This window comes from Mycobacterium kubicae (assembly GCF_015689175.1).
GTDB classification, from domain to species: Bacteria; Actinomycetota; Actinomycetes; order Mycobacteriales; family Mycobacteriaceae; genus Mycobacterium; species Mycobacterium kubicae.
This window is the reverse complement of the sequence record NZ_CP065047.1, coordinates 4,746,234-4,772,209: the sequence shown is the minus strand read 5'-3', so window position 1 is coordinate 4,772,209 and position 25,976 is coordinate 4,746,234. Positions and strand designations below refer to the sequence as shown.

25 protein-coding genes and 1 riboswitch are annotated in these 25,976 nt (G+C 67.7%); of the genes, 12 read left to right on the top strand and 13 right to left on the bottom strand.

The window, feature by feature from the left end; genetic code table 11:
* Position 1 precedes the first annotated feature (1 nt).
* Together I2456_RS22240 and I2456_RS22235 are read left to right on the top strand one after the other, a co-directional pair.
* Positions 2-2,146 (top strand): 3-hydroxyacyl-CoA dehydrogenase NAD-binding domain-containing protein, encoded by a 2,145-nt coding sequence (locus tag I2456_RS22240; RefSeq protein WP_085075323.1) that lies wholly within the window; start codon positions 2-4, stop codon positions 2,144-2,146.
* A 91-nt stretch (positions 2,147-2,237) separates the two neighbouring features.
* Entirely contained in the window at positions 2,238-3,227 is a 990-nt protein-coding gene (locus tag I2456_RS22235; protein WP_085075322.1) for an LLM class F420-dependent oxidoreductase, read from the top strand.
* A 335-nt stretch (positions 3,228-3,562) separates the two neighbouring features.
* Here the strand turns inward: I2456_RS22235 and I2456_RS22230 are convergent, their stop codons facing one another.
* The 3 genes from I2456_RS22230 to I2456_RS28940 all read right to left on the bottom strand — a co-directional run bounded on the left by I2456_RS22230 (position 3,563) and on the right by I2456_RS28940 (position 7,791).
* Positions 3,563-3,856: a putative quinol monooxygenase gene (locus I2456_RS22230; RefSeq protein WP_085075321.1), complete on the bottom strand. Its 294-nt coding sequence runs from the start codon at positions 3,854-3,856 to the stop codon at positions 3,563-3,565.
* 37 nt (positions 3,857-3,893) lie between these two features.
* Entirely contained in the window at positions 3,894-5,804 is a 1,911-nt protein-coding gene (locus I2456_RS28945) for a serine/threonine-protein kinase (RefSeq protein ID WP_163703903.1), read from the bottom strand.
* 76 nt (positions 5,805-5,880) lie between these two features.
* Complete coding sequence (locus I2456_RS28940; RefSeq protein WP_085074025.1) at positions 5,881-7,791, bottom strand: serine/threonine-protein kinase; 1,911 nt, start codon at positions 7,789-7,791, stop codon at positions 5,881-5,883.
* Positions 7,792-7,938: 147 nt separating this feature from the next.
* On the opposite strand from I2456_RS28940, the gene I2456_RS22215 reads away from it, so the two are divergent.
* A complete protein-coding gene (locus I2456_RS22215) occupies positions 7,939-8,352 on the top strand; it encodes a Zn-ribbon domain-containing OB-fold protein (protein WP_085074026.1) in 414 nt (137 codons plus the stop codon).
* A 70-nt stretch (positions 8,353-8,422) separates the two neighbouring features.
* Positions 8,423-9,568 carry a thiolase family protein gene (locus tag I2456_RS22210; protein ID WP_085074027.1) on the top strand — a complete coding sequence of 382 codons (1,146 nt, stop codon included), beginning with the start codon at positions 8,423-8,425 and terminating at the stop codon, positions 9,566-9,568.
* 17 nt (positions 9,569-9,585) lie between these two features.
* On the opposite strand, the gene I2456_RS22205 is transcribed toward I2456_RS22210, so the two are convergent.
* Entirely contained in the window at positions 9,586-11,235 is a 1,650-nt protein-coding gene (locus I2456_RS22205; protein ID WP_068030920.1) for a DNA repair helicase XPB, read from the bottom strand.
* A gap of 56 nt (positions 11,236-11,291) precedes the next feature.
* Complete coding sequence (locus tag I2456_RS22200) at positions 11,292-13,553, bottom strand: helicase-associated domain-containing protein (protein WP_085074028.1); 2,262 nt, start codon at positions 13,551-13,553, stop codon at positions 11,292-11,294.
* Positions 13,554-13,624: 71 nt separating this feature from the next.
* Here I2456_RS22200 and I2456_RS22195 point away from each other — a divergent pair, with 71 nt between their 5' ends.
* From I2456_RS22195 to I2456_RS22180, 4 genes are read left to right on the top strand one after another with little or no spacing between them, the layout of a single operon-like run.
* Positions 13,625-13,822 (top strand): hypothetical protein, encoded by a 198-nt coding sequence (locus I2456_RS22195; protein WP_116645695.1) that lies wholly within the window; start codon positions 13,625-13,627, stop codon positions 13,820-13,822.
* Between the two features lie 9 nt (positions 13,823-13,831).
* Positions 13,832-14,347: a cyclic pyranopterin monophosphate synthase MoaC gene (gene moaC / locus I2456_RS22190; protein ID WP_085074029.1), complete on the top strand. Its 516-nt coding sequence runs from the start codon at positions 13,832-13,834 to the stop codon at positions 14,345-14,347.
* A complete protein-coding gene (locus I2456_RS22185) occupies positions 14,344-14,823 on the top strand; it encodes a MogA/MoaB family molybdenum cofactor biosynthesis protein (RefSeq protein ID WP_085074030.1) in 480 nt (159 codons plus the stop codon). The genes moaC and I2456_RS22185 overlap by 4 nt, the downstream gene beginning before the upstream one ends.
* Positions 14,820-15,245, top strand: a complete 426-nt coding sequence (locus I2456_RS22180; RefSeq protein ID WP_068030903.1) for a molybdenum cofactor biosynthesis protein MoaE — start codon at positions 14,820-14,822, stop codon at positions 15,243-15,245. The genes I2456_RS22185 and I2456_RS22180 overlap by 4 nt, the downstream gene beginning before the upstream one ends.
* 87 nt (positions 15,246-15,332) lie before the next feature.
* Here I2456_RS22180 and I2456_RS22175 read toward each other — a convergent pair whose 3' ends face one another.
* From I2456_RS22175 to I2456_RS22160, 4 genes are all read right to left on the bottom strand, one after another.
* Entirely contained in the window at positions 15,333-16,184 is an 852-nt protein-coding gene (locus I2456_RS22175) for a transglycosylase family protein (protein ID WP_068030900.1), read from the bottom strand.
* A gap of 11 nt (positions 16,185-16,195) precedes the next feature.
* Positions 16,196-16,371, bottom strand: a riboswitch (cyclic di-AMP (ydaO/yuaA leader).
* A gap of 239 nt (positions 16,372-16,610) precedes the next feature.
* Entirely contained in the window at positions 16,611-16,901 is a 291-nt protein-coding gene (locus I2456_RS22170) for a MoaD/ThiS family protein (RefSeq protein WP_085075680.1), read from the bottom strand.
* Positions 16,894-17,982 carry a GTP 3',8-cyclase MoaA gene (gene moaA / locus I2456_RS22165; protein WP_085075675.1) on the bottom strand — a complete coding sequence of 363 codons (1,089 nt, stop codon included), beginning with the start codon at positions 17,980-17,982 and terminating at the stop codon, positions 16,894-16,896. The genes I2456_RS22170 and moaA overlap by 8 nt, the downstream gene beginning before the upstream one ends.
* A complete protein-coding gene (locus I2456_RS22160; RefSeq protein WP_085075674.1) occupies positions 17,979-18,386 on the bottom strand; it encodes a YccF domain-containing protein in 408 nt (135 codons plus the stop codon). Before I2456_RS22160 ends, moaA begins: the two co-directional genes overlap by 4 nt.
* A gap of 162 nt (positions 18,387-18,548) precedes the next feature.
* On the opposite strand from I2456_RS22160, the gene I2456_RS22155 reads away from it, so the two are divergent.
* From I2456_RS22155 to I2456_RS22145, 3 genes are all read left to right on the top strand, one after another.
* Complete coding sequence (locus I2456_RS22155; protein WP_068030888.1) at positions 18,549-18,959, top strand: cold-shock protein; 411 nt, start codon at positions 18,549-18,551, stop codon at positions 18,957-18,959.
* Positions 18,960-19,058: 99 nt separating this feature from the next.
* Positions 19,059-21,011: an acyl-CoA dehydrogenase family protein gene (locus I2456_RS22150; protein WP_085075673.1), complete on the top strand. Its 1,953-nt coding sequence runs from the start codon at positions 19,059-19,061 to the stop codon at positions 21,009-21,011.
* 10 nt (positions 21,012-21,021) lie between these two features.
* Positions 21,022-22,026 carry a glutathione S-transferase family protein gene (locus tag I2456_RS22145; RefSeq protein ID WP_068159394.1) on the top strand — a complete coding sequence of 335 codons (1,005 nt, stop codon included), beginning with the start codon at positions 21,022-21,024 and terminating at the stop codon, positions 22,024-22,026.
* Between the two features lie 7 nt (positions 22,027-22,033).
* Here the strand turns inward: I2456_RS22145 and I2456_RS22140 are convergent, their stop codons facing one another.
* Both I2456_RS22140 and I2456_RS22135 read right to left on the bottom strand, forming a co-directional pair.
* The gene (locus I2456_RS22140) at positions 22,034-22,501 is read right to left on the bottom strand and encodes a DUF2771 domain-containing protein (RefSeq protein ID WP_276052837.1); all 468 of its coding nucleotides are present in this window, start codon (positions 22,499-22,501) and stop codon (positions 22,034-22,036) included.
* A gap of 29 nt (positions 22,502-22,530) precedes the next feature.
* Positions 22,531-24,126, bottom strand: coding sequence for an MFS transporter (locus I2456_RS22135; RefSeq protein WP_139823338.1), 1,596 nt, complete (start codon positions 24,124-24,126; stop codon positions 22,531-22,533).
* Between the two features lie 171 nt (positions 24,127-24,297).
* Here I2456_RS22135 and I2456_RS22130 point away from each other — a divergent pair, with 171 nt between their 5' ends.
* On the top strand, positions 24,298-25,092 hold the full coding sequence (locus I2456_RS22130; RefSeq protein WP_068159389.1) for a DUF3027 domain-containing protein: 795 nt from the start codon (positions 24,298-24,300) through the stop codon (positions 25,090-25,092).
* Here I2456_RS22130 and I2456_RS22125 read toward each other — a convergent pair.
* Positions 25,089-25,544: an SRPBCC family protein gene (locus I2456_RS22125; RefSeq protein WP_085075671.1), complete on the bottom strand. Its 456-nt coding sequence runs from the start codon at positions 25,542-25,544 to the stop codon at positions 25,089-25,091. The two genes, I2456_RS22130 and I2456_RS22125, sit on opposite strands and share 4 nt — an antisense overlap.
* A 23-nt stretch (positions 25,545-25,567) precedes the next feature.
* Complete coding sequence (locus I2456_RS22120) at positions 25,568-25,843, bottom strand: DUF2530 domain-containing protein (protein ID WP_085075670.1); 276 nt, start codon at positions 25,841-25,843, stop codon at positions 25,568-25,570.
* Positions 25,844-25,976: the final 133 nt, after the last annotated feature.

Below are 25,976 nucleotides of genomic sequence, written 5' to 3'. Positions count from 1 at the left end.
CATGACCGACAACACCATTCAGTGGGACAAGGACGACGACGGCATCGTCACGCTGACGCTGGACGACCCGTCCGGCTCGGCCAACGTCATGAACGAGGCCTACATCGAGTCGATGGGCAAGGCCGTGGATCGCCTTGTCGCCGAGAAGGATTCGATCACCGGCGTGGTGATCACCAGCGCGAAGAAGACCTTCTTCGCCGGCGGCGACGTCAAGAGCATGATCCAGATCGGCCCGGAGAACGCCGGTGAGGCTTTCGACCTGGTCGAGAACGTCAAGAAGCAGTTGCGCACCCTCGAGACGCTGGGCAAGCCGGTGGTGGCCGCCCTCAACGGCGCTGCGCTCGGCGGCGGCCTGGAGATCGCGCTGGCCTGTCACCACCGCATCGCGGCCGACGTCAAGGGCTCGCAGTTCGGTTTCCCCGAGGCGACGTTGGGACTGCTGCCCGGCGCGGGTGGCGTCACCCGCACGGTGCGCATGTTCGGCATCCAGAACGCGTTCGTCAACATCCTGTCGCAGGGGACGCGCTTCAAGCCGGCCAAGGCCAAGGAGCTGGGCCTGATCGACGAGCTGCTGCCCACGGTCGAGGAGCTGGTCCCGGCGGCAAAGGCGTGGATCAAGGCCAACCCGGACGCTCATGAGCAGCCGTGGGACAAGAAGGGCTACAAGATGCCCGGCGGCACCCCGTCGTCGCCGTCGCTGGCCAGCATCCTGCCGTCATTCCCGTCGCTGCTGCGCAAGCAGATCAAGGGCGCGCCGATGCCGGCGCCGAAGGCCATCCTGGCCGCTGCGGTCGAGGGTGCGCAGGTCGACTTCGACACCGCCAGCCGCATCGAGAGCCGCTACTTCACCGAACTGGTCACCGGCCAGGTCGCCAAGAACATGATCCAAGCGTTCTTCTTCGACCTGCAGGCCATCAACTCCGGCGAATCGCGTCCGGACGGGATCGGCAAGACGCCGATCAACAAGATCGGTGTGCTCGGCGCGGGCATGATGGGCGCCGGCATCGCCTATGTCTCGGCCAAGGCCGGCTACGACGTCGTGCTCAAGGACGTCAGCATGGAGGCGGCTCAGAAGGGTAAGGGCTACTCGGAGAAGCTGGAAGCCAAGGCGCTCGAGCGGGGCCGCACCACCGAGGAGAAGTCCAAGGCGCTGCTGGACCGCATCACCCCGACGGCCGACCCCGCCGACCTCAAGGGCGTGGACTTCGTCGTCGAAGCGGTCTTCGAGAACCAGGACCTCAAGCACAAGGTGTTCCAGGAAATCGAAGACATCGTCGAGCCCAACGCGGTGTTGGGGTCCAACACCTCGACGCTGCCGATCACCGGTCTGGCGACCGGCGTCAAGCGGCAAGAGGACTTCATCGGAATTCACTTCTTCTCCCCGGTCGACAAGATGCCGCTGGTCGAAATCATCAAGGGCGAGAAGACATCTGACGAGGCGCTGGCCCGGGTGTTCGACTACACCCTGGCCATCGGCAAGACCCCGATCGTCGTCAACGACAGCCGCGGCTTCTTCACCTCCCGAGTCATCGGCACCTTCGTCAACGAGGCGCTGGCGATGCTCGGCGAGGGCGTGGAGCCGGCCAGCATCGAGCAGGCCGGGTCGCAGGCCGGGTACCCCGCGCCCCCGCTGCAGCTGTCCGACGAGCTCAACCTGGAGCTGATGCACAAGATCGCCCTGGCCACCCGCAAGGGCGTCGAGGATGCCGGCGGCACCTACGAGCCGCACCCGGCTGAAGCCGTCGTCGAGAAGATGATCGAGCTGGGACGGTCCGGACGGCTCAAGGGCGCCGGCTTCTACGAGTACCCCGAGGGCAAGCGGTCCGGGTTGTGGCCCGGTCTGCGGGAGACCTTCAAGTCGGGCAGCTCGGAGCCGCCGTTGCAGGACATGATCGACCGGATGCTGTTCGCCGAGGCGCTCGAGACGCAGAAGTGCCTGGACGAGGGCGTGCTGACGTCGACCGCCGACGCCAACATCGGGTCCATCATGGGCATCGGCTATCCGCCGTGGACCGGTGGTAGCGCCCAGTACATCGTCGGCTACGAGGGTCCGGGCGGGACCGGCAAGGAAGCCTTTGTCGCCCGCGCCAAAGAGTTGGCGCAGAAGTACGGCGACCGGTTCCTGCCTCCGGATTCGCTGACCTAGATCTGCCCCGCGCAGACGCGAAGGCCCCCGAAACAGCGTGGTTTCGGGGGCTTTTGGCGTTCGGCGTAGGAGCCGCGGTTAGAGTGCGGCTATGCGCTTTGGTCTTTTCATCCCCCAGGGCTGGCGAATGGATCTCGTCGGCATCGAACCCGAGCGGCAGTGGGCGGTGATGCGCGATCTGGCCACCTATGCCGACCGCAGCGCATGGGATTCGTTGTGGGTCTACGACCATTTCCACACCGTCCCGCTGCCGACGGATCAAGCCACCCATGAGGCGTGGACGTTGATGGCGGCTTACGCTGCCACCACCTCACGGATCAAGCTGGGCCAGATGTGCACGGCGATGAGTTACCGCAATCCGGTGTACCTGGCGAAGGTGGCGGCGACGACCGACATCATCTCCGGCGGTCGTGTACAGATGGGTATCGGTGGCGGTTGGTACGAACACGAATGGCGCGCTTACGGTTACGGCTTCCCGTCGGCGGGGGTGCGGCTGGGCCGGCTGGACGAGGGCGTGCAGATCATGCGCGACGCCTGGCGCGACGGCAAGGTCTCCTTCGGCGGCAAGCACTATCAGGTGGACGGGGCGATCGTCGAGCCAAGACCGTTGCAGGACAATGGGATTCCGTTGTGGATCGCCGGAGGTGGGGAGAAGGTGACGCTGCGGATAGCGGCGCAGTACGCCCAGTACACCAACTTCACGCCGGAGCCTGCGGCGTTCGCACATAAATCCGAGGTGCTAGCGGGGCACTGCCGCGACGTGGGCACCGACTTCGACGCGATCGTGCGCTCGGCGAACTTCACCGCGCTGGTCGGCACGTCGGAGGAAGACGTGCAGGATCGACTGCAGCGCGTGCGCGACCGGATGGTCGGATACGTCCCAGAGGCGGTGGCGGATGCGATGATCGCCGGGGGCAGCGGACCGGAGTCGGCGACCGGCACCACCGAGCAGATCATCGAGCGGATCGCCAAGGTGCGGGACCTGGGCTGCGAGTACGCGATCTGCTATTTCCCCGAGGCGGCCTACGACCGTTCCGGCATCGAGTTGTTCGAACGCGAGGTCATTCCCGCGTTGAGCTGATCGCGGTGGTGCTGATCGGCCGTCGAGTGTGCGGATCGCGTGTCGGGTGTGCTGATTTGCGTCGAGTGTGAGCCCACGGTTTTGATTGTGTTGTCAGGGCGGGGATTTCGCCGATTCTGCGCCGTGGGCTCACACTCGACGCCGTGAGGTCACACTCGACGCCGTGGGTTCACACTCTGCGCCGTGGGCTCACGCTCGACGCCGTGGGTTCACACTCGACGCCGTGGGGCTCACACTCTGGGCCGTGGGCTCACAGTCGACGCCGTGGGCTCACGCTCGATGCCGTGGGTTCACACTCGACGCTGAACGTGAGCCCAGGGCGCGGACCTAAGCGCTCAGATGTCGGTGGCGATGTAGCGCGTCTTGGCGGGCGGCGCGGCGAGCAAAGGCGGCAGCTCGGTCAGGCGACCCTCCCCGGCGCGGAACTTGCGATAGGCCTCGTCGTGCTCGACGCTTTCCCACACTTCGTAGATCAGCCAGTGGCCCTCGTCGGTGTCGTCGACGAGCACGTCGGTGCGCAGATTCCCGTCGAATGCGCGGGTGTCCTGCAGCGCGCGGCCCATCAGGTCGCGGGCCGCTGCCACCGAGTCCGGCTTGATCTTGAGTTCGAGTATCACAGTGACGGGAATGGTCGTCTCCTTCTGTCGAGGTGATCAGCGCCGCACGCTAATCACCGATGCGAGTGAACGTCTGCTCGAAGCCGGTGTTCACAGCGCAGGCCCCCGTTTGTTCCTGGTGGCCGTGCCCGATCAGCGAGGTTATCGGATCGTCGGCCGAAGCGGGCAACGGGAACTGGGCGATGACACTGAAATGCGTTGTGCCACCGGCCGGGCAGCGGTAGTCCTGTTCGGTGTCCAGCGTCCAGATCCCATTGGCGAAGAGCAGTGGTGAGTCTCCGGCGCGTCCGTGGAAGTAGCTCATGCAGCGTTCTCCGGTGCGCAGGCACTGGGTGACGACGTTGGACTCACCGGTCTGCCTGGGCTGTTCGGAGCTGAACGACCTGACGACGCGGTAGTGGCCGTGCAGTGCGGCGGCCGGCGACGTCACCCGGGGTGGCGCGCCGGCCGGATCGGCGACCGTGTTGACGTCGACATCACCGGTGCGGGTGAAGGTGACGGTCCGTTTGTCCCGGCAGGTGCTCCCGCTGGTGCGGCTGAATTCGCCGGTGAGGGTGCCGTCGGGCGCGGGGTGCACCACGAAGACTTGCCAGAACTCGGCGCGGGTCCCCTGGCACTGGTCGGAACTCAGGGATACGGCGACCCAGTTTCCGTCGATCTGGTCGAACACCGTCGTGGCCGCCAGCGTCGGATCGCCGTCGCGGCGGGCCGCCGTGGCGACGCACCCGGTGCTGCCGCAGGCCGAGCGCAGGCCGTAGGTGAGCGTTATTGATTTGCCGTTACCACCCGGATTGCCGTCGAGATCGGTAAGCGGGCCGAACTCGACGGCGTAGGTGCCGGTGAACGCCGGCAGTGGCGGGGGCGGGGGCGTGGCGGGTGCCGCGACAGCGGTACTGGTGGGTGGAGGGGCGGCGGTGGTGGTCACCGTCGGTGGGGCAGGGGTCGCACGATCGTGCGACTGATTGAGCCGGACGCCGGCGAAGACAGCGCCGATGACCACCAACGCGACGGCAACCAGTGCAGCGATCACGACGGCGGGTCGCTGCGTCAACCGCTTGCGATGCGGTGCGCGCTGGACGGGCGCGGTGATCGCGATCGCCGGTTGAGTGATGCGGGTGTCCTCATAGAGGTGTGTGGTGAGTTGGGTGGCGAAGTCGGTGCAGGTGGGGTAGCGGTCGTTGGGGTCTTTGGCCAGTGCGGTGGTGAAGATGGGGTCGAGGTGGGCGAGTTCGGGTCGGCGGGTGGCGATGGAAGGTGGTGGGGCGCTGACGTGTTGGGCGATGACGACGGTGGGGTTGGGGTCGGTGTAGGGCGGGGTGCCGGTCAGCAGTTCGAAGGCGCTGCAGGCCAGGGCGTATTGGTCGGCGCGGCCGTCGATGGTGTGGCCGCGTAGTTGTTCGGGGGCGGCGTAGGCCACGGTGCCTACGGCGACGTTGGTGGCGGTGAGTTTGGCTGAGTCGTCGATGCGGCGGGCCACGCCGAAGTCGGCCAGGTAGATGCGGCGGGCGTGGGCGTCGGGGTCGGTGAGCAAGATGTTGGCTGGTTTGACGTCGCGGTGCAGCAGGCCGCGGTGGTGGGCGTAGTCCAGGGCGGAGGCCACCGCGGTGACGATGGCGGCGACTTCGTCGGCGGGCATGCCGGCTTGGTAGCGCTCGGCCAGGAGTCGGGCGGCGTCGGTGCCTGCGACGTAGTCCATGGAGATCCAGAACTGTCCGTCGTGTTCGCCGCGGTCGTGGATGGACACGATGTGGGGGTGGGACAGGCTGGCGGCCAGGTCGGCTTCGCGGGTGAACCGGGCCCGGTATTCGGCGTCGTCGGTGAATTCGGCGGGCAGCACCTTGAGCGCGTCCTCGCGCGGTAACCGCGGGTGCGTGGCCAGATACACCTTGCCCATGCCACCGGCACCGAGCACCCGCAAGATCGTGTACCCGGCAAAAACCTGGCCCGGCTGAAGCAACATGGCGTGAATGCTAAACGCCGACGGCCAACTCAGGCCAGCGACAAAGTTGTGATCGGTAGGCGCGCGGGGACCGCGGCTAGTCGCTTGTGCGCGTGAATGTTTCGTCGAAATCGAGGCTCACCGCGCACGCCCCGGTCTGTGTCCAGTGGCCGTGTCCGGTCAACGTCGGCACCGGGTCTTGCACCGGCGCAGGCAGCGGAAACTGCGCGGTGGCTTTCAGGCTGGCCGGGCTGCCGTCCGGGCACTGACCGTTGGTCGAGTCGTCCCACGTCCACGCCCCGGCCGCGAAAACCAGTGGCACATCACCGGATTTGGAGTGGAAGTAACTCATGCACCGCTCACCGGTGCGCAAACAGTTGGTCGTGATGGCGGAGTTTCCCAACGGTTGCGGGCCGCCGTTGGCGAACGTCCGGGTCAACTGATAGCGGCCGTGCAGCGCCTCGGCCGGGGACACCACCCGCGGTGGCAGGGTCGCCGGGTCGGGAAGGGTGATGTCGAGGTCTCCGGTGCGGGTGAAGGTAACCGTGCGCTTCTCCTGGCAGTTGTTGCGAGCGGTCCTGGTGTGTTCCCCGGTGAGCGTGCCGTCGGGATGGGGTTGCAGGGAAAAGACCTCCCAGATCTCGCCGGCGGAATCCCGGCACGGGCTGGTGGTCAGGCCGACGGCCAACCAGCGTTCCCCGACTTGGTCGAACACCAACGACGACGCGAAGGCCCGTTCGCCGCGCAGGCGCGAGGCCGTCGCGATGCACCCGGCCCCGCCACACATCGAGCGCACCCCATAAGTGCCCGATGACGATACGGCGTTGGCACCTTGGTCGCCGTCGAGATTGGTGACGGGACCGAAGTCGGCGCGGTAGGTACCGGTGAACGGCCCGCTGGTGCTCGGCGGCGCGGTCTTGTGAGGCACCGTGGCGGGCGCGCTGGGCGCGGTGGGCGTGCTGGCGGTGCCGGCTCGGTGCCGCGACTGGGTGAGCGTGACTCCGGTGATGACCCCGGCGATGATCAGCAACGCGGCGGCGGCGAGTGCGCCGATGACGACGGCTGGGCGTCGCGATCGCGTCACGGCCGCGGGTTGGTCGAGTGTGGTGATGGGTATCGCGGGCTGGGTTTCCTTGGCGTGCAGGCCGAGCGCCAGATCACGCCGGTGGGGGTCGAGGTGGGTGGTGAGTTGGGTGGCGAAGTCGGTGCAGGTGGGGTAGCGGTCGTTGGGATCTTTGGCGAGTGCGGTGGTGAAGATGGGGTCGAGGTGGGCGAGTTCGGGTCGGCGGGCGGCGATGGAAGGTGGTGGGGCGCTGACGTGTTGGGCGATGACGACGGTGGGGTTGGGGTCGGTGTAGGGCGGGGTGCCGGTCAGCAGTTCGAAGGCGCTGCAGGCCAGGGCGTATTGGTCGGCGCGGCCGTCGATGGTGTGGCCGCGTAGTTGTTCGGGGGCGGCGTAGGCCACGGTGCCTACGGCGACGTTGGTGGCGGTGAGTTTGGCTGAGTCGTCGATGCGGCGGGCCACGCCGAAGTCGGCCAGGTAGATGCGGCGGGCGTGGGCGTCGGGGTCGGTGAGCAAGATGTTGGCTGGTTTGACGTCGCGGTGCAGCAGGCCGCGGTGGTGGGCGTAGTCCAGGGCGGAGGCCACCGCGGTGACGATGGCGGCGACTTCGTCGGCGGGCATGCCGGCTTGGTAGCGCTCGGCCAGGAGTCGGGCGGCGTCGGTGCCTGCGACGTAGTCCATGGAGATCCAGAACTGTCCGTCGTGTTCGCCGCGGTCGTGGATGGACACGATGTGGGGGTGGGACAGGCTGGCGGCCAGGTCGGCTTCGCGGGTGAACCGGGCCCGGTATTCGGCGTCGTCGGTGAATTCGGCGGGCAGCACCTTGAGTGCGTCCTCGCGCGGTAACCGCGGGTGTGTGGCCAGATACACCTTGCCCATGCCACCGGCACCGAGCACCCGCAAGATCGTGTACCCGGCAAAAACCTGGCCCACCTCAAGCGACATGGCCAAATCGTAGAGCTTCGGACACCCGCGACGGCACCCATGGCAGTCAGCACGACCGACGAGAATGAGATTTCCATTTTTCTCCAATGCTGTTGTACGGTTTGGTGAGCCGCATTACGTCATGGCGGACGACGGAGGATCTTCCCGATGCAGAAGGCACTGGCCCCCGACATCTCAACGTGGCCGGACGAAAATCCCCAGCTCATCGGCAGCCAATGCAGCGGTTGCGGCGCGACCACCTTCCCGATGCAGGAGCTGTGCCCACGCTGCAGCGGCTCGGACATGAGTGAGGTGTTGTTGCCCCGCCGGGGCACCCTGGTGGCCTGGACCACGCAGGGGTTCCCCCCGGGAGCTCCCTTCGCCGGTCCCACGGGCAAGGATTTCGTGCCGTTCGGTGTCGGGCTGATCCAGCTCGGTGACGTCATTCGGGTGGAAGGCCGGTTGACCGAAAACGACCCGGCCATGCTGCAATTCGGGCAAGAGGTCGAGCTGACCATGGTCCCGTTCGCTACCGACGCCGACGGCGACGAGATCGTCACGTTCGCATTCCAGCCGGTCTAGTGGCGGTCGTGAGCGCGGCGGCGCAGCCGGGTGAAACCGGTCGCCACCATCTACCCAGGAGGACCGTCAGATGACCAACGACGTAGCCATCATCGGTGTGGGGCTCCATCCCTTCGGCAGGTTCGAAAAAACCGCGATGCAGATGGGCGCCGAGGCGATTCAGACCGCGCTGGCCGACGCCGGCGTGGCATGGAAGGACATCCAGTTCGGCTTCGGTGGCAGCCACGAGGTTTCCAACCCCGATGCGGTGACCCGCTTGGTGGGGCTGACCGGCATCACCTTCACCAACGTCTTCAATGCCTGCGCCACCGCGGCCAGCGCGATCCAACAGACCGCCGACACAATTCGCTTGGGTAAGTACGACATCGGGATCGCCATCGGACTGGACAAGCATCCTCGCGGCGCGTTCACCGACGATCCGGCGAAGCTGGCGCTACCGCAGTGGTATGCGCAGAACGGTCAGTTCGTAACCACCAAGTTCTTCGGCATGAAAGCCAACAAGTACCTGCACGACCACAACATCTCGCAAGCCACCTTGGCCAAAGTCGCCGCCAAGAACTACCGCAACGGTTCGATGAACCCGAATGCGTTTCGCCGCAAGACCTTAGGTGAAGACGAGATCCTCAACTCGGCGGTGCTGAACTACCCGCTGACGCAGTACATGTTCTGCGCCCCCGATGAGGGCGCCGCGGCGGTAGTGATGTGCCGCGCCGACATGGCGCACAAGTACACCGACAAACCGGTGTTTGTGCGCGCCAGCGAAATTCGCACCCGGCGGTACGGCGCATACGAAGTGCACGCCACGTTCGCCCCGTTGGACGAGGACTCTTCCCCCACCGTCTACGCGGCCCAGGCCGCCTATGAAGCCGCCGGCATCGGACCCGAGGATGTCGACCTGGCCCAGCTGCAGGACACCGACGCGGGCGCGGAGGTCATCCACATGGCCGAGACGGGGCTGTGCGCCGACGGCGAACAAGAGAAATTGGTTGCCGACGGCGCCACCGAGATCAGCGGATCGCTGCCGATCAACACCGACGGCGGGCTCATCGCCAACGGTGAACCGATCGGCGCATCGGGATTGCGCCAGGTGCACGAGTTGGTGCGCCAGCTGCGCGGCGAGGCGGGCGAGCGGCAGGTGCCCGGCAACCCGCGCGTCGGGCTCGCCCAGGTCTACGGCGCCCCGGGCACGGCGTCGGCGACCATCCTGTCGCTGTAAATCCAGCGTGTGGCCGCTTAGATCGCCGGACCCAGCAGGTCGTCGGCGTCGCGGATGATGTAGCCGTAGCCCTGCTCGGCCAGGAACCGCTGCCGGTGCGCGGCGTATTCGGCGTCCAAACTGTCGCGCGCCACCACCGAGTAGAAGATCGCGCCCCCACCGTCGGCCTTGGGCCGCAACAGCCGGCCCAACCGCTGCGCCTCCTCCTGCCGCGAGCCGAACGTCCCCGAAACCTGCACCGCCACAGAGGCTTCCGGCAAGTCGATGGAGAAGTTGGCCACCTTGGAGACCACCAGGGTGGAGATCTCGCCGCGGCGGAAGCCGTCGAACAGCGCTTCGCGTTCCTTGGTCCTGGTCGAGCCCTGGATCACCGGAGCGTTCAGTTCGGTGCCCAGTTCCTCGAGTTGGTCGAGGTAGGCGCCGATCACCAAGGTCTGCTCACCGGGATGCTTGGCCAGAATCGATTTGACCACAGCAATTTTCGTGTGCACCGTCGAGCACAGCCGGTAGCGCTCCTCGGGTTCGGCGGTGGCGTACATCATGCGTTCGTTGTCGGTCATGGTGACCCGGACCTCGACGCACTCGGCAGGCGCGATCCAGCCTTGTGCCTCAATGTCTTTCCACGGCGCGTCGTAGCGTTTGGGGCCGATGAGGGAGAACACGTCGCCTTCGCGGCCGTCTTCGCGGATCAAGGTGGCGGTCAGCCCCAGGCGCCGTCTGGACTGCAGGTCGGCGGTCATCCGGAACACCGGCGCCGGCAGCAGGTGCACCTCGTCGTAGATGATCAGCCCCCAGTCGCGGCTGTCGAACAGTTCCAGATGCCGGTACTCGCCTTTGGTGCGACGGGTGACCATCTGGTAGGTCGAGATGGTGACCGGACGGATCTCCTTGCGCTCTCCGGAATATTCGCCGATCTCATCCTCGGTCAGCGACGTGCGGGCGACCAGCTCACGCTTCCACTGCCGGGCCGCCACCACATTGGTGACCAGGATCAGCGTCGTCGCACTGGCTTTGGCCATCGCCGCCGCCCCCACCAACGTCTTCCCGGCGCCACAGGGCAGGACGACCACGCCCGAGCCGCCCGCCCAGAACGAGTCCGCGGCCATCTGCTGATAGTCGCGCAGCTCCCAGCCGTCGGGTTGCAGGTCGATCTGGTGCGCTTCGCCGTCGACGTAACCGGCAAGATCCTCGGCGGGCCAACCGATCTTCAGCAACATCTGCTTGACCCGGCCCCGCTCGCTGGGGTGCACGACGACGGTGTCGTCGTCGATGCGGGCGCCCAGCATCGGGGCGATCTTCTTGTTGCGCAGCACCTCCTCGAGCACGGCGCGATCCAGGCTGACCAGCGTCAACCCGTGTGCGGGATTCTTCACCAGTTGCAGGCGGCCGTAGCGCGCCATGGTGTCGACGATGTCGACCAGCAGCGGCTGGGGAACCGCGTAGCGGGAGAAGCTGACCAGCGCGTCGACGACCTGCTCGGCGTCGTGGCCGGCGGCGCGGGCGTTCCACAACGCCAGCGGGGTGATGCGGTAGGTGTGCACGTGCTCGGGCGCGCGTTCCAGCTCCGCGAACGGCGCGATGGCGGCGCGTGCGGCGTCGGCCAAGTCATGGTCGACTTCCAGCAGCACCGTCTTATCGGACTGCACAATCAACGGTCCGTCAGTCAATGGCGCCGCTCCTCCTCATCGCTCCCTCTGCATCGTCGCCGGGGGTCATGAGTCCATTATCCTGCGTCGGCCGACACCACCGACGTGATGCGATGGATGGCGAACTCGCGCAGCCGCCCGGAGCCCGAGTCGTAGGCCGTCAATTGGCCACCGCGGATGATGATCGGAGAGACCACCCGTTGGGTGGCGACCCCGGCGGCGTCGAGGTACCCGATCAACACGGTCTCCTGGTCTCTGGCCGCGCGCTGCAGTAGCGCCATCGCGACGGCCGGGTCGACACGGATGTTGCCGAACGGGGCGGCAGTCACTTTGCGCAGAACCGCCACCACCGCGTTGAGGGTGTCGGTGCTGGGCCGCGGCGGCGGGCGGTAGGGGGAGCGCCGCTGCGGCGCGGCCACCCGGGCGCCCCGGGTCCGCACGTCCACGATGGCGCCGGTGGAGTCTTCTGCCGCCGGTGCGAAGCCCGCACTGCGCAGCGCCGCGAGCACTTCGCCAATCGGCGCGGGCGAAACCGCCACCGTCGGCGCCAGTGCGCGCAGCTGCAATTCCTCGGCTGCGGGCGCCGAGATGGCCTGGGCCAGCAACGCGGGGTCCTCGCAGCGCACGAACGAGGTGGCCATGCCGATCCGCAGCTGACCGTGCCGCCGGGCCACATCGTCGATGAGGTAGCTAAGCCCCTGCGGTACAGGCGTTTTCGAATGCCCTGCAAAGAACGCGTGCATCCAGTCGCGGGTTTTGCCGATATCGAGGGCGTGCCGGATGGAGGCCTCGCTGACCCGGTACACCATCGCGGTCCCCGCCGACTCCACGGTGGCGACGGTGCTCAACTCCTCGGCCAGATCCCGTTCCAGCGGGCCGGGCACGACGATGGTCAGGTCAGCCTGCACCAAGAAGTGGTCGATCGGTTTGGGCAGCGCTTTGCTCATCGCGTTGATCGCGGTGGCGGCGGCGTCGTCGTGGTGGTCCAGCAGGGCGCGGCCTGCGGTGCTGATGGCCCCGCGACCGATCAGCCCCAACGCGTGGCCCTCACCCAGCAGATCTGCGACGGGCCCCGGCTGCAACCGCCGGGCCCAGCGCGGGCGACGCCAGAGCAAGGCCTCGGATGCGCTGGTGACGTCGACGCCAGCCCCGGGGGGCAACTCGGCCAGCATGTCCAGCAACAGTCGGCGATCCAGCGGGGCGGCCGTGGAAAACAACGAATCCGACAGTGCGCCATAGGGTTTGCCGTCGGGACCGCGGGTGCCGATCAGCGCCGGGCGGCCGGGCAGATCCAGCCAGGTGCAGGCCAGCAGGTGCCAACGTTCGGCGGCGGACAGCGAGGTGAACCGGTCGGCGGTCGCCGTCGGCGCCCAGTACGGCCCGTCCCCGTAGGCGGGGACGGGCTCGGGCACGCCGCTGGCGATCAGGCCGGAAGCGGAAGCAAGCTCGAGGATCAGGCCCAGCCGCGGCTCGTCCATGCCGCTCGCCTTGGCCAGGCGCTTGACCTCCCGCACCCCCAGCCCGCCGCTGCGCAGTTCGGCAACCGGGGTGGTGCCGAGATTCTCCAGCAGCACGTCGACGTCGCGCAGCAGGTCGATGACCGCACCGGCGGCCACCGCATCGGCGTCTGCGGGGGTGGTGGTGACCACCACCGGGTCCGGCGCGGTCAGCTGCATCGGACCGGGCCGCTCCCCACGCAGCACCTGCCCGACATGGCGGGGCAAGATCACCGTCTCGGCATCGATGCGGCGCAGCAGTCCGGTCGCGAGCAGACGCGGCACCGGCCGGTCCGCTGGCGCGCCGGGTGCCGCGTCGCGGGTGCGGCCCATCGGGGACCCTTCCAGCAGCCGTTCCAGGACGTCGCGCTGCGCTTCGTCGAGGCCGTCGATCAACGCGGCGATCTCCTCGCCGCTGCGCACCCGGTCTTCCAGGGTGACTTGGCCGGGATGCCAGGGCAGCGCCGTGGCGGCGTCGGCGGGCACCCGTACCGCGGTGTCACCCCAGGCCAAAGCCCGCGCTTTCAAGTCGTCCAGGGCGCCGACGATGTCGGCTTCGGGCGCGTGCTCACCCAGCAGCGCCAGCAGTTTGGTGACGGCCACCGGCTCGACGTCGGCCTGCAGAACCAGTAGGGCATCGATGACGGCCAGGCGCAGAAAGTCCAGCTCATCGGTGGCAGCCTTGACCGACTGACGAGCCTGCGCGCGCGCGGCGAGCGCGGCGATGCTGCCAGGTGGGGGTTGGGCCAGATCGGGCCGCAGTTCGAGCAGCCGAATCAGCCGCTCGTCGGACAAGTCGGCCAGCCACGACCCCAGCGGAATATCCGGGGTTTGTTCGGTCATTGCTGATCAGCGTAGGCCGCACCGGCAGCCTTGCGCCGCGGCCGGGTGTGCGACCTGTCAGAATGGACCCCGTGGCTGACACAGACGGCAAGGCACGCAAACCCAGGTATGTAGACAACGGCTGGCCGACCACAGACCCGGACGACCACGCGGTGAGCGAACTGGTGACCGACCGCACGGGCGCGTTGTCGCCGTTCGGTGAGGTGGCGTTCCCGGTGGACGCCGATACCCTCCCCTACGTCCATCCAGTGACGGACGTCAACTGGTAGGCCCGTGCGATGACCAGCTCAGCCGGGGCTAGCGGGGTTTCCCCCGACGCCCCGGTGAACGCGCTGTCACACCTGGATGAGCAGGGGGCGGCGCACATGGTCGACGTCACCGAGAAGGTGACCACCCGACGCACCGCCGTCGCCGCGGGGGCGCTGCGCACATCCGCTGAGGTGGTGGCGCTGATCTCCCGCGGCGGCTTGCCCAAGGGCGATGCACTGGCCACCGCGCGGGTCGCCGCCATCCTGGCCGCCAAACACACCAGTGACCTCATCCCGTTGTGCCATCAACTCGCCCTGACCGGAGTCGACGTCGACTTCACCGTCGGGGAAACGGACATCGAGATCACCGCGACCGTGCGCAGCACCGACCGCACCGGTGTCGAAATGGAAGCCCTGACCGCCGTCAGCGTGGCGGGCCTCACCCTCTACGACATGATCAAAGCCGTCGACCGGAGCGCGCGCATCGACGACATTCGGGTGCTCCGCAAAGAAGGCGGGCGTAGCGGAAGTTGGACACGACCATGAGCCGATCTGCACGAGTGATCATTTCCTCCACCCGCGCGTCGGCCGGTGTCTATACCGACGAATGCGGCCCGATCATCGTCGAATGGCTGCAGCAACGCGGGATCGCCTCGGGTGAGCCCGTGGTGGTGGCCGACGGAAACCCGGTCGGCGAAGCGTTGCACGACGCGCTCGACGAGGAAGTCGACGTGATCATCACCTCCGGCGGCACCGGAATCTCGCCCACCGACAGCACTCCGGAACAGACCGTGGCCGTGCTGGACTTCATCATCCCGGGCCTGGCCGACGAGATCCGCCGCTCCGGTCTGCCCAAGGTGCCGACGTCGATCCTCTCCCGCGGGGTGTGCGGGGTGGCCGGGCGCACGCTCGTGATCAATCTGCCCGGTTCGCCCGGCGGGGTTCGCGACGGGCTGGGCGTGCTGGAAAACGTCCTAAACCATGCGCTCGATCAGTTGGCCGGCCAAGACCACCAGCGATGACGGTCGTCGTGCGGGCCGAGGTCACCGAGCAGCCGATATCTCTGGCCGAACATGAGGAACTGGTCAGCCACCAGTCTGCCGGGGCCGTCGTCGGTTTCGTCGGGGTGATCCGCGACCACGACGGCGGACGCGGCGTGCGGCGACTGGAGTACTCCGCGCACCCGTCGGCGGGGCAAGTCTTTGCTGAAGTGGTCGCAGAGGTGGCCGAGTCGGCGACCGGGGTGCGTGCCGTGGCGGCCAGTCACCGCGTCGGCGCATTGCACATCGGGGAAGCCGCCCTGGTGGCCGCGGTCGCTGCCGACCATCGCCACGCCGCGTTTGCTACCTGCGCGCGCTTGGTCGACACCATCAAGGAGCGGCTGCCGGTGTGGAAGCACCAGTTCTTCGAGGACGGAACCGAAGAATGGGTTGGCTCGGCCTGATCAGCTGATCAGCACGCAGACCCCCGCAAACAGCGGTGTGCTGCACCGCTTGCGGGGGCCTGCGTACTGATGGTTCTTGAACGCCCGTTACCGAACCGCGAGCGCGTCGAGCGCGTCGTTGCCGCTGACGTCCTGAGCGCGGATCGCCTGCCACAGCTTGGCGGTGTAGCCGACGGTCGATGCGTCGTGGACCTCGGCGGGCGCCTCGGTGACATCACCGGGAGCCGGCGGCACGTCCGCGGGCTGCGGAGCCTGCTCGGGTGCCTGCACGCCGGCCTCGACGACTACGGGAGCAGGAGCGGGAGCAGGCTGCTCACCCGCCGGTGGCGCCGGCACCTGGTCGGCCGGCGGCGGGGCGTCGGCGGGGGGCGCCGGCAGTTCGGCCGGCGGGGCGGGCGGCATTGCGTCGGGAGCCGGCAGGTCGTTGCTGGCCAATTCGACGGCAGGGGCGGGCTCAGCCGGCGCGGGCGCTTCCGCCGGCGGCGGCGCGTCCGGTGCTGCCAGCTCACCGTTCAGCCCGGGAGCGTCCAGCGGCTCGTTGAAGTCGGCCGGCTTGGGGAGCACGTTGCGCGGCGATGGCCCGGAAAGGCTCGTGCCACACACCGGCCACGCGCCACGGCCCTGGGTGGCCAGCACCCGCTCGGCGATGGCGATCTGCTGGTCCTTGGTGGCTAGCTGGGCCGACGGGGCGAACTCGCCACCGCCGTGGGAGGCCCAAGTGCCAGCGGCGAACTGGACGCCGCCGTAGAAACCGTTGCCGGTGTTGATCGACCAGTTTCCACCCGACTCACAACGGGCAACCTGGTCCCATTCGGTGTCGGTTGCCGCGGCCGCCTGACCGGCCATGGCGATGCTGCCGCCACCGAGTACTGCACCGGTGAAGGCGATCTTGGCGACGCTGACGCTTGAAGTAGTGGGCTTGCGGTGACGTCCACTCATTGGCGTTATGAAATTCCTCTCGTGTACACGCCTACGAGGTCAGCTGTCGGGTTCGGGTTTGAGAGGTCACCCGGCCGGTGTCGTCAGTGACGCCGGCTTCACCCCAAGGAGCCCGTGTGGGCCCCGTCTGGTCTCGGTGGACCTGGTGGGTCCCCCGCCTCCATCCGTGGGTCGGGATCCCTCATCTACCGGATGGAGCTCGGCGTGCTGTAGAGGAGGGAGGCTTGTCGCTTGGGTTCGGTGTGACGAGCCATCGCAGACGGTAGCGGGTTCAGCCGGTCGCGTCACGTCTGCCAAAAGTCGGCGTTTCCCTCACAGCCACAACGGAAACGCCTGCAGCGGCTCGCGTTTCCCCAGCTCATAACAGCCCGCAATCAGGGTGTGGCCGTGTCGTTATCGATCCGTTACGTGAGATATTTCACAGTTTCATCCGCCGGCGAACGGCGGGAGTACGTCAACGGTGTCGCCGGCGGATAACACCGTGGTGTCATCTCGGACGGCAATTCCGTCCCGCAGGTATGAGCATCGGCGCAACACCGTGGACAGCCGGTCGCTGCGCACAGCCAGGATCTCCACCAGCCCGGCCACCGAGGTGCCGGCTGGGAGCGTCACGATCTCGGACTCGCAGCCCGCAGCCGCGCGGGCGGCGGCGAAATAGCGCACCGTCACCCGCAACGGGCCGGACTCGCCGGCCGGGCGCACCGCGGGGCTAGCCACCGATCGCACTCATCGGGCGCTCAGGCTGGTGGAAGTCGGGATCGTTGATGCCATGCCCGGCGGGTTTGGCCCACATGGCGGCGCGCCACGCCGCCTCGATCGCGTCGTCGCTGGCGCCGCTGCGCAGCAGGGCGCGCAGATCGGTCTCCTCGGTGGCGAACAAGCAGCTGCGGATCTGGCCGTCGGCGGTGAGCCGGGTGCGGTCGCACGTGGAGCAGAAGGCGTGTGAGACCGAAGCGATCACCCCGAACTTCCCGGACGGGGTGTCGGGGCCGGTGTCGACAAGCCACAGCTCGGCGGGCGCCGAACCGCGCGGCGCCGGGTCGGGCCGCAGCCGAAAGTGCGGCCGCAGCGCCGCCAGCACATCGTCGGCGCTGAGCGCGGCGTCGCGGCGCCAGCGGTGCCCGGCGTCCAGCGGCATCTGCTCGATGACGCGCAGCTGGTAGCCATGGGTGAGGCAGAACCGCAGCAGCTCGACGACGTCCTCGCGGCCGGTGACGGGATCCAGGACGGCGTTGACCTTCACCGGCGCCAGGCCGGCTTGCTTGGCGGCGGCCAAGCCGTCGAGCACATCGGTGAGCCGGTCGCGCCGGGTGATGGCGGCGAAGTGGGCGCGGTCGACGCTGTCCAGCGACACGTTGACCCGGTTCAGGCCGGCTTGGGCCAAAGCGGCGGCCCGGCGCGCCAAGCTCACCCCGTTAGTGGTCAGCGAGATCTCGGGGCGGGGCTGAAGGCCGGCCGCCACGGCGATCACCGTGTCGAGGTGGCGGGCCACCAGCGGCTCCCCGCCGGTGAACCGCACACTGGTGATGCCCAACCGGGTGACCGCGATACGCAGCAGCCGGGCCAGCTCGTCGGCCCGCAACAGTTGCTCACCGGGCAGCCAGTCGAGGCCCTCGGCGGGCATGCAGTAGGTACAGCGCAGATTGCAGCGGTCGGTCAGCGAGACCCGCAGATCGGTGGCGGCCCTGCCGAACGTGTCGACCAACGGTCCGGTGGTGGGTGCGGGTGCGCCGCCGACGTTTGCCGGAACCGGCCGGCTCCGGCGCACCGAGGGGACCCCCAACGCGGTCAGCGTCATGCCGGCACCCGCTCGAGTCGCGTGCCGGCCGGGCCGGCGGGCACTATCTCCTTGCCCAACGGCAACAGCGAGACCGGGATCAGTTTCAGGTTTGCCAGCGCGAGCGGGATACCGATGATGGTGACCGCCATCGCCGTGGCGGTCAGCACGTGCCCGATGGCGAGCCACAGCCCGCACAGCAGCACCCAGATGACGTTGCCGATCAATGCGCCCGTCCCGGCGCGGGGTTTGTCGACGATGGTGCGGCCGAACGGCCACAGCGCGTAGGAGGCGATCCGTAGCGCGGCGAACCCGAACGGGATGGTGATGATCAGTAGGAAGCAGACAAGCGCCGCCAGCAGGTATCCGAGGGCCAACCAGAGCCCACCGAAGACCAGCCAGATGACGTTCAGGATCAGGCGCATATCTCCTCCAGCGGTAGTGCCAGCCTACCCAGTGGCGGTCAACAGGGGGTGCTGGCCGGGGATCCGCCCGAGTAGGATCTGTCAACGTCATCGCGTCCTGCGCAGGCTGGACGCGTCTTTCGTGTTAATCCCAGTGACCAGTCAGACAAGCAGGTGAGACCAGTGCCGACCGGCAAGGTGAAGTGGTACGACTCCGACAAGGGGTTCGGCTTCCTCTCCCAGGAGGACGGCGAGGACGTCTACGTGCGTTCCTCGGCGTTGCCCGCGGGCGTCGAGGGGCTCAAAGCCGGTCAGCGGGTGGAGTTCGGCGTCGCTTCGGGGCGGCGCGGACCGCAGGCCTTGAGCCTCAAGCTGATCGACCCGCCACCTAGCCTGTCGCGCACCCGGCGGGAGACGGCGCCGGCCGAGCACAAGCACAGCCCCGACGAGTTGCACGGCATGGTCGAGGACATGATCACCTTGCTCGAGAGCGCGGTGCAGCCAGAGCTGCGCAAGGGTCGCTATCCGGATCGCAAGACGGCTCGACGCGTTTCCGAAGTCGTCCGGGCGGTGGCGCGCGAGCTCGACGCCTGAGGTGCCGTGCTCATCGGCGCGCCGGCGGTCGCGGCCCGTGGCCGCCAGGTGAAAATGGGTACTCCAGCCTCATTGTGATTCGTTAGCGAGGAGGCGGCGATGGCACAGCAAACGCAGGTCAGCGAAGAGCAGGCCCGGGCCGTCGCCGAAGAATCCCGCGAAAGCGGCTGGGAGAAGCCGTCGTTCGCCAAAGAACTGTTTTTGGGACGCTTCGGCCTGGAACTCATCCATCCCTTTCCCCGGCCGGCCGACGCCGACGAGCAACGCACCGCGGCGTTCCTGGAGAAGCTGCGGGAATTCTTGACCACGGTGGACGGCAGTGTCATCGAGCGCGACGCCAAGATTCCCGACGAGTACGTGAAAGGTCTGGCCGCACTGGGCTGCTTCGGCATGAAGATCCCGTCGGAGTACGGCGGCCTGAACATGTCGCAGGTCGCCTACAACCGGGCCTTGATGATGGTGTCGACGGTGCATCCCAGCCTGGGCGCGCTGCTGTCGGCCCATCAGTCGATCGGTGTGCCCGAGCCGTTGAAGCTGGCGGGCAACGAAGAGCAGAAGCGGAAGTTCTTGCCGCGCTGCGCCGCCGGTGCCGTGTCCGCCTTCCTGCTCACCGAACCCGACGTCGGCTCCGACCCGGCGCGGCTGGGCTCCACGGCGACACCCGTCGACGGCGGTGCCGCCTACGAACTCGAGGGTGTGAAGCTTTGGACCACCAACGGGGTCGTCGCCGAACTGCTGGTGGTCATGGCGCGCGTGCCGCGCAGCGACGGGCAGCGGGGTGGCATCAGTGCCTTTGTGGTAGAGGCGGATTCACCGGGGATCACCGTGGAGCGGCGCAACAGCTTCATGGGATTGCGCGGCATCGAGAACGGCGTCACCCGGATGCACCGAGTGCGCGTTCCCGCCGAAAACCTGATCGGTCGCGAAGGCGACGGGCTGCGGATCGCGCTGACCACACTCAACGTCGGCCGGTTGGCCCTGCCGGCAATGGCGACCGGTTCGGTTAAATGGTCGCTGAAGATCGCCCGCGAGTGGTCGGGTGAGCGGGTGCAATGGGGCAAGCCGATCGGCAAACACGAAGCGGTGGCCCGCAAAATCGGGTTCATGGCCGCGACCACCTATGCCCTCGACGCGGTGGTCGAATTGTCCGGTCAGATGGCCGATGAAGACCGCAACGACATTCGCATCGAGGCGGCGTTGGCCAAGTTGTGGTCCAGTGAGATGGCCTGCGTCATCGCCGACGATCTGATGCAGATCCGGGGCGGTCGCGGCTATGAGACCGCCGACTCGCTGGCGGCGCGGGGAGAGCGCGCCGCGCCGGTGGAGCAGTCGCTGCGTGACCTGCGCATCAACCGCATCTTCGAGGGATCGAGTGAGATCATGCGCCTGCTCATCGCTCGCGAAGCCGTCGACGCACACCTGATGGCCGCCGGTGATCTGGCGAAGCCGGACGCCGACCTGCGGCAGAAGGCCACCGCCGCCGTCGGCGCGAGCGGCTTCTACGCGAAGTGGTTGCCCAAGTTGGTCTTTGGTGAGGGGCAGCGACCGAGGGCGTACGGGGATTTCGGCCCGCTGGCGCCGCATTTGCGGTTCGTCGAACGCTCCAGTCGCAAGCTGGCCCGCAACACCTTCTACGGGATGGCGCGCTGGCAGGCCAAGTTGGAACAGAAGCAGGGATTCCTGGGCCGGATCGTCGACATCGGTGCCGAACTGTTCGCCATGTCGGCGGCATGCGTACGGGCCGAAGCTCAGCGCGCCGCCAACCCCGAGATCGGTAAACAGGCCTACGAGTTGGCCGAATTGTTCTGCCAGCAAGCGACATTGCGCGTCGAAGCGCTGTTCGACGCGTTGTGGACCAACACCGACAGCGCCGACGTCCGCGTCACCAACGACGTATTGGACGGTCGCTACACCTGGTTGGAAGGCGGAATAATGGATCAGTCGGAAGGCACCGGACCGTGGATTGCGCCGTGGGAACCCGGCGCGTCCACCCAGACGAATCTGGCCCGGCGGTTCATTGCGGAATCCTCGCAACCCGCGGCGAGTCGGTGAGGCGGCGCTGATGGGGTCCTACGTTGCCGGAACCGGCGAATTCAACCGCGACACCAATTACATCACCACCCGCATCACCGCTGACGGACGCGACGGCTACCCGGTGGAACCGGGCCGCTACCGGCTCATCGTCGCCCGCGCGTGTCCCTGGGCGAACCGCACCATCATCGTGCGCCGGCTGCTTGGGCTGGAACCCGTTCTCTCCATTGGGTTTTGCGGACCCACCCATGACGAGCGCAGTTGGACCTTCGACCTGGACCCCGGTGGCGTGGACCCGGTGCTGAAAATCCCGCGACTGCAGGATGCCTTCTTCAAGCGGTTCCCCGACTACGACAAGGGCATCACCGTCCCGGCCATCGTCGACGTACCCACCGGTGCCGTGGTCACCAACGACTTCCCGCAGATCACCCTGGACTTCTCCACCGAGTGGACCGCATACCATCGCGACGGCGCTCCGCAGCTCTACCCCGAGCGGCTGCGCGACGAGATCGACGAGGTGAGCACCAAGATCTACACCGAGATCAACAACGGGGTTTACCGCTGCGGCTTCGCCGGCTCCCAGGAGGCCTACGACGCCGCCTACGACCGGTTGTTCACCGCGTTGGATTGGGTGAGCGACCGCTTGGCCCAGCAGCGATACCTGGTGGGCGACACCATCACCGAAGCCGATGTGCGGCTGTTCACCACGTTGGCCCGCTTCGATCCGGTGTATAACGGCCATTTCAAATGCAACCGCTCCAAGCTCAGCGAGATGCCGGTGCTGTGGGGTTACGCCCGCGATCTGTTCCAGACTCCCGGCTTCGGCGACACCATCGATTTCGTGCAGATCAAGCAGCACTACTACATCGTGCAGGCCGACATCAACCCGACCCGCATCGTGCCCAAGGGGCCGGATCTGTCCGGCTGGTTGACCCCACACGGACGAGAAGAGCTGGGCGGCAGGCCGTTCGGTGAGGGCACTGCGCCGGGCCCGCCGGTCGAAGGCGAGCGTGTCCCAGCCGGTCACGGCGCCTAGGACGACCTCAATAGGTGAGGCGCAGGGACCATTCCGCGTGCGGGACGTCGCGTAGGTCACCGGAGGGGTCCACCACCAAGGTCAGCAACTGCACCACCAGGCCGGTCATCTTGCCGCGGTGCGGATCGACCGTCGGGATCGTCACCGCCAGGCGGGTGTCCGGCCGGAACAGGGTCGCGGTGGTGTTTGCGGGATCCTCGTAGACCTGCAGCAGCCGCCAGGGTGCGCGCGAGATGGCTTCGGGCACAGACAATTGCACCGGGTAACGCTCGCTGACCGGCAACTCGCCCTGGGCCTGCGGCTCCTGGCAGTCGTTGAGGTTCAGCGCGTTGCAGTACAGGTAGGGCCCCACCCGCGCCAGATGCCCGTGCGAGTAGGCGCTGATGACCGGCGGGCGCGGACCGGGTTGACGGACCAGCATCCAGGTGCCGACCCCGGTCCCGATCGCCAGCACCACCACCACGGCCACCACCAGCCAGGTGACAACCGGCTTCTTCGCCCGGTTCACTCGGGCACCACCGCAGCGGTGCGGCGCGTGCCCTCCTGCTCGACCATGACGGGCCGGTTGCCGCCCAGGCCCGGGATCAACGAGTTACCCCGGAAGCTGACGATGGTCTGGGCCAACCCGAGGATTAGCAGGGCGCTCACGGCGGTGAAACCCACCCACAATTCCGTGTACACCAACACCCCGACCGCGCCACCCAGGACCCACGCCAGCTGCAACGTCGACTCCGAACGCCCGAACGCCGAGGCGCGCGACTCCTCCGGCAGGTCGTCTTGCAAGGAGGCGTCCAGCGAGGCCTTGGCGATGGCGCTCGATCCGGAGGTGATCAGGGTGGCGACGGCGGCCACGACCAGGTTGCCGGCCACCGCGGCGGCCAATGCGGACGCGGTCACCACCACGGTGCACCGCACCACCAGGACGGCCGGCCTGCCCAATTGCAGTCGCGCGCTGGCGAAGTTGCCGGCGAAGTTTCCGATACCCGCCGCCGCACCGATGATGCCCAGCATGGCCAGTTGCACCCAGCCGTCGGCGTCGTGCGCCTTGGCCACAAACGCCGGATACAGGAACAGGAAGCCCACCATCACCTTGATGGTGCAGTTGCCCCACAGCGAGGTGATGATGTTGCGGCCCAACGGCTGTCGCAGCGTACCCCCGACCTTCTTGGCTTCGTCGGGCCAGCTTCGGCGCAGCGGTCCGCTGTCTCGGTGATAGCTCAAGGTCGCCGGCACCTCGCCGGTGGTCACCTCGACCCAGCGCGGTATCCGCATGGACAGCAGGGCACCGGCGATGGTGATGCCCACGACGACGAACAGCGCTCCGGGCAGCTTGAACAGATGGGTGCAGCCGAATTCGACACCGGCCGCGACCGCGCCCCCGGCGATGGTGCCCCCGAGCAGACCGAACATGGTCAGCCGGGAGTTGACCCGCACCAGGTCGATGGTGGGCGGCATGACCCTGGGTGTCACCGCGCTGCGCAGCACGCTGAACGATTTGGAGAACACCATCATGGCCAGCGCGCACGGGTACAGGACCCAGGACGGGAAGCTGCCGGAGGCACCGTCGTAGTTCATGATCAGCACTAGCGCCAACACGGTGCGCAGCGCGAAGGACAATGCCAGAGCGACCCGGCGACCGTGTTGCAGCTTGTCCAGCGCCGGGCCGATCAGCGGGGCGATGACGGCGAACGGCGCGATGGTAATCAGCAGGTAGAGAGCGACTTTGGACTTGCTCTCCCCGCTGGCCGCCGCGAAGAACAGGGTGTTGGCCAGCGCGACGGCCATCGCGGAGTCGACGGCGAAGTTCGCCACGACCGGCCAGGTCAGCGCCGTCAGGCCGGACTTGTCCGCGCCGTCGGCGGTGGCGGCCCGCTGCACCATCGAGTACATCCGCGAACCCATCTCGCGGCTGCGCATGGCCGCGGCCCGGGTGACGGTGATCCGTTCGCCGTTGCTGGCGCCCCGGGGCGGTGGCGGCGGACCGCTACGGCCGCGTTGGTGTTGCTCGCCGAGCGGGGGAAGATATCGGTTGGCGCTGGGCATCGGCGGCGGGCGGCGCGACCGGCGGTAATCGGAGTCGTCGGCGGGATAGTTCGCCATACCCGGATGGTCGCGCTGGCCCTCGGGTGGCACCGTGCGCCCCGGATGATCACGCCGCCGTCCAGACACGGTTCAATTCTGGCCTATGCCGACGCCGCGTGGAGCCAACCGGCTGTGCTGGCGCACCGTGTCTTCCGGCAGTATTGATACGCAGTGCAGAAAGGGGAGAGCGTGACCGGACCCATCGAGGATTCCGCTGCGGCAACCGTGGCCGAATGGCCCGAGGAGTTGGCGGCGGTGCTCACAGGTGCGGCCGACCAGGCCAGAGCGGCGGTCGCCGAACACAGCGGCGCCGAGACGGTGGGGGAGTATCTCGGCGTCAGTTACGAGGATCCCAACACCGCCACCCACCGCTTCCTGGCGCGGCTGCCCGGCTATCAGGGCTGGCAGTGGGCCGTCGTCGTAGCGAGCTACCCCGGTGCCGATCACGCCACCATCAGTGAAGTCGTCCTGATCCCCGGACCCACCGCGCTGCTGGCGCCCAACTGGGTGCCGTGGGATCAGCGGGTGCGGCCCGGCGACCTGAGTCCCGGAGATCTGCTGGCGCCGGCGAAGGATGATCCGCGCCTGGTGCCCGGGTACACCGCGAGCGGCGACCCGCAGGTCGACGAGGTGGCCGCGGAGGTCGGACTGGGCCGACGGTGGGTGATGAGCGCACTGGGGCGGGCCGAAGCGGCCGAACGCTGGCATGACGGCGACTTCGGTCCCGGCTCACCGATGGCGCGGTCGACCAAACGGGTCTGTCGCGACTGCGGTTTCTTCCTGCCCCTGGCCGGGTCGCTCGGTTCGATGTTCGGGGTGTGCGGCAACGAGTTGTCGGCCGACGGCCATGTCGTCGACAAGTTCTACGGGTGCGGCGCGCACTCGGACACGCCGGCGCCTGCCGGTAGCGGATCACCCGCGTTCGAGCCGTTCGACGACGGCGTGCTCGACGTGCAGGAAAAGCCGGCCGAAACCGCGGATTAGGCGCTTTCCGCAGCGGCTTTGATCTTGGCCAATGAGGCGTTCATGCCCTCGACCAATTCGCTTTCGAAGTTCGTCGTTCCGCCGAACAGCGCGTTGACCGTCATGTTCGACAAGGCTTTGACGCCGTTTTCGGCGTGCCGGGTCTCGGTCACCCGGGTGGTCTGACCGTTCTCTTCCAGCTCATAGGTCCAGATGGTGCCGTTGGTGTTGACGCGAAACGCCAGCTTCTTCTCCGGGATAACCTCGACGATCGTGGACGTGGTCGGCCAGACCAGGCGGTTGCGCCGATTGAGGTTCAGCGTGCGGGTGCCTTGACGCACCGGGCCCAGGGGCTTCATCAAACGACATTGCGGACTCCACTGGGGCATCCGCCGGAAATCCGATATCAGCGCCCACACCTTCGCCGCGGGGGCATTGATGTCGATTTGGGCTTGCAGCAGTGGGGCTACCATCGGTCCTCCCGAATAGGCGTCGGTTATTTGCGGTCTAGATAAGCTTCGAGGCCGGACTGCGCGCCGCGCGACCCACGACGGGCCGCTGCCAGCTGCCACATGAAGATGCTGGTGCCCAGCGCGGACACCCCCAGTCCGGCCACGGCGAGCGGGCGCCAGGTGTGCAGGCTCGGCACCAAGAAAGCCACTGCCGCCGCGGCCAGCCACCCCAGCGCGCCCACCACAATCACCGGCCACACCTCGAGTAGCACGGGCGGCAACGGCGGCGGCTCGGGGCCGCGGACAGGTTCGGTGCTCATTGCGTTTTAACCTAGCCTCCGCCCCGAAGTGGTGGTCGACTTGCCCGCCTCACAGCGACAAACCGCGGTGGCACCCGACGAAGGCGCGGGTTGTCGCTCGGAGGTGGGCAAAAAGCGGGTCGACTCCCGCAGC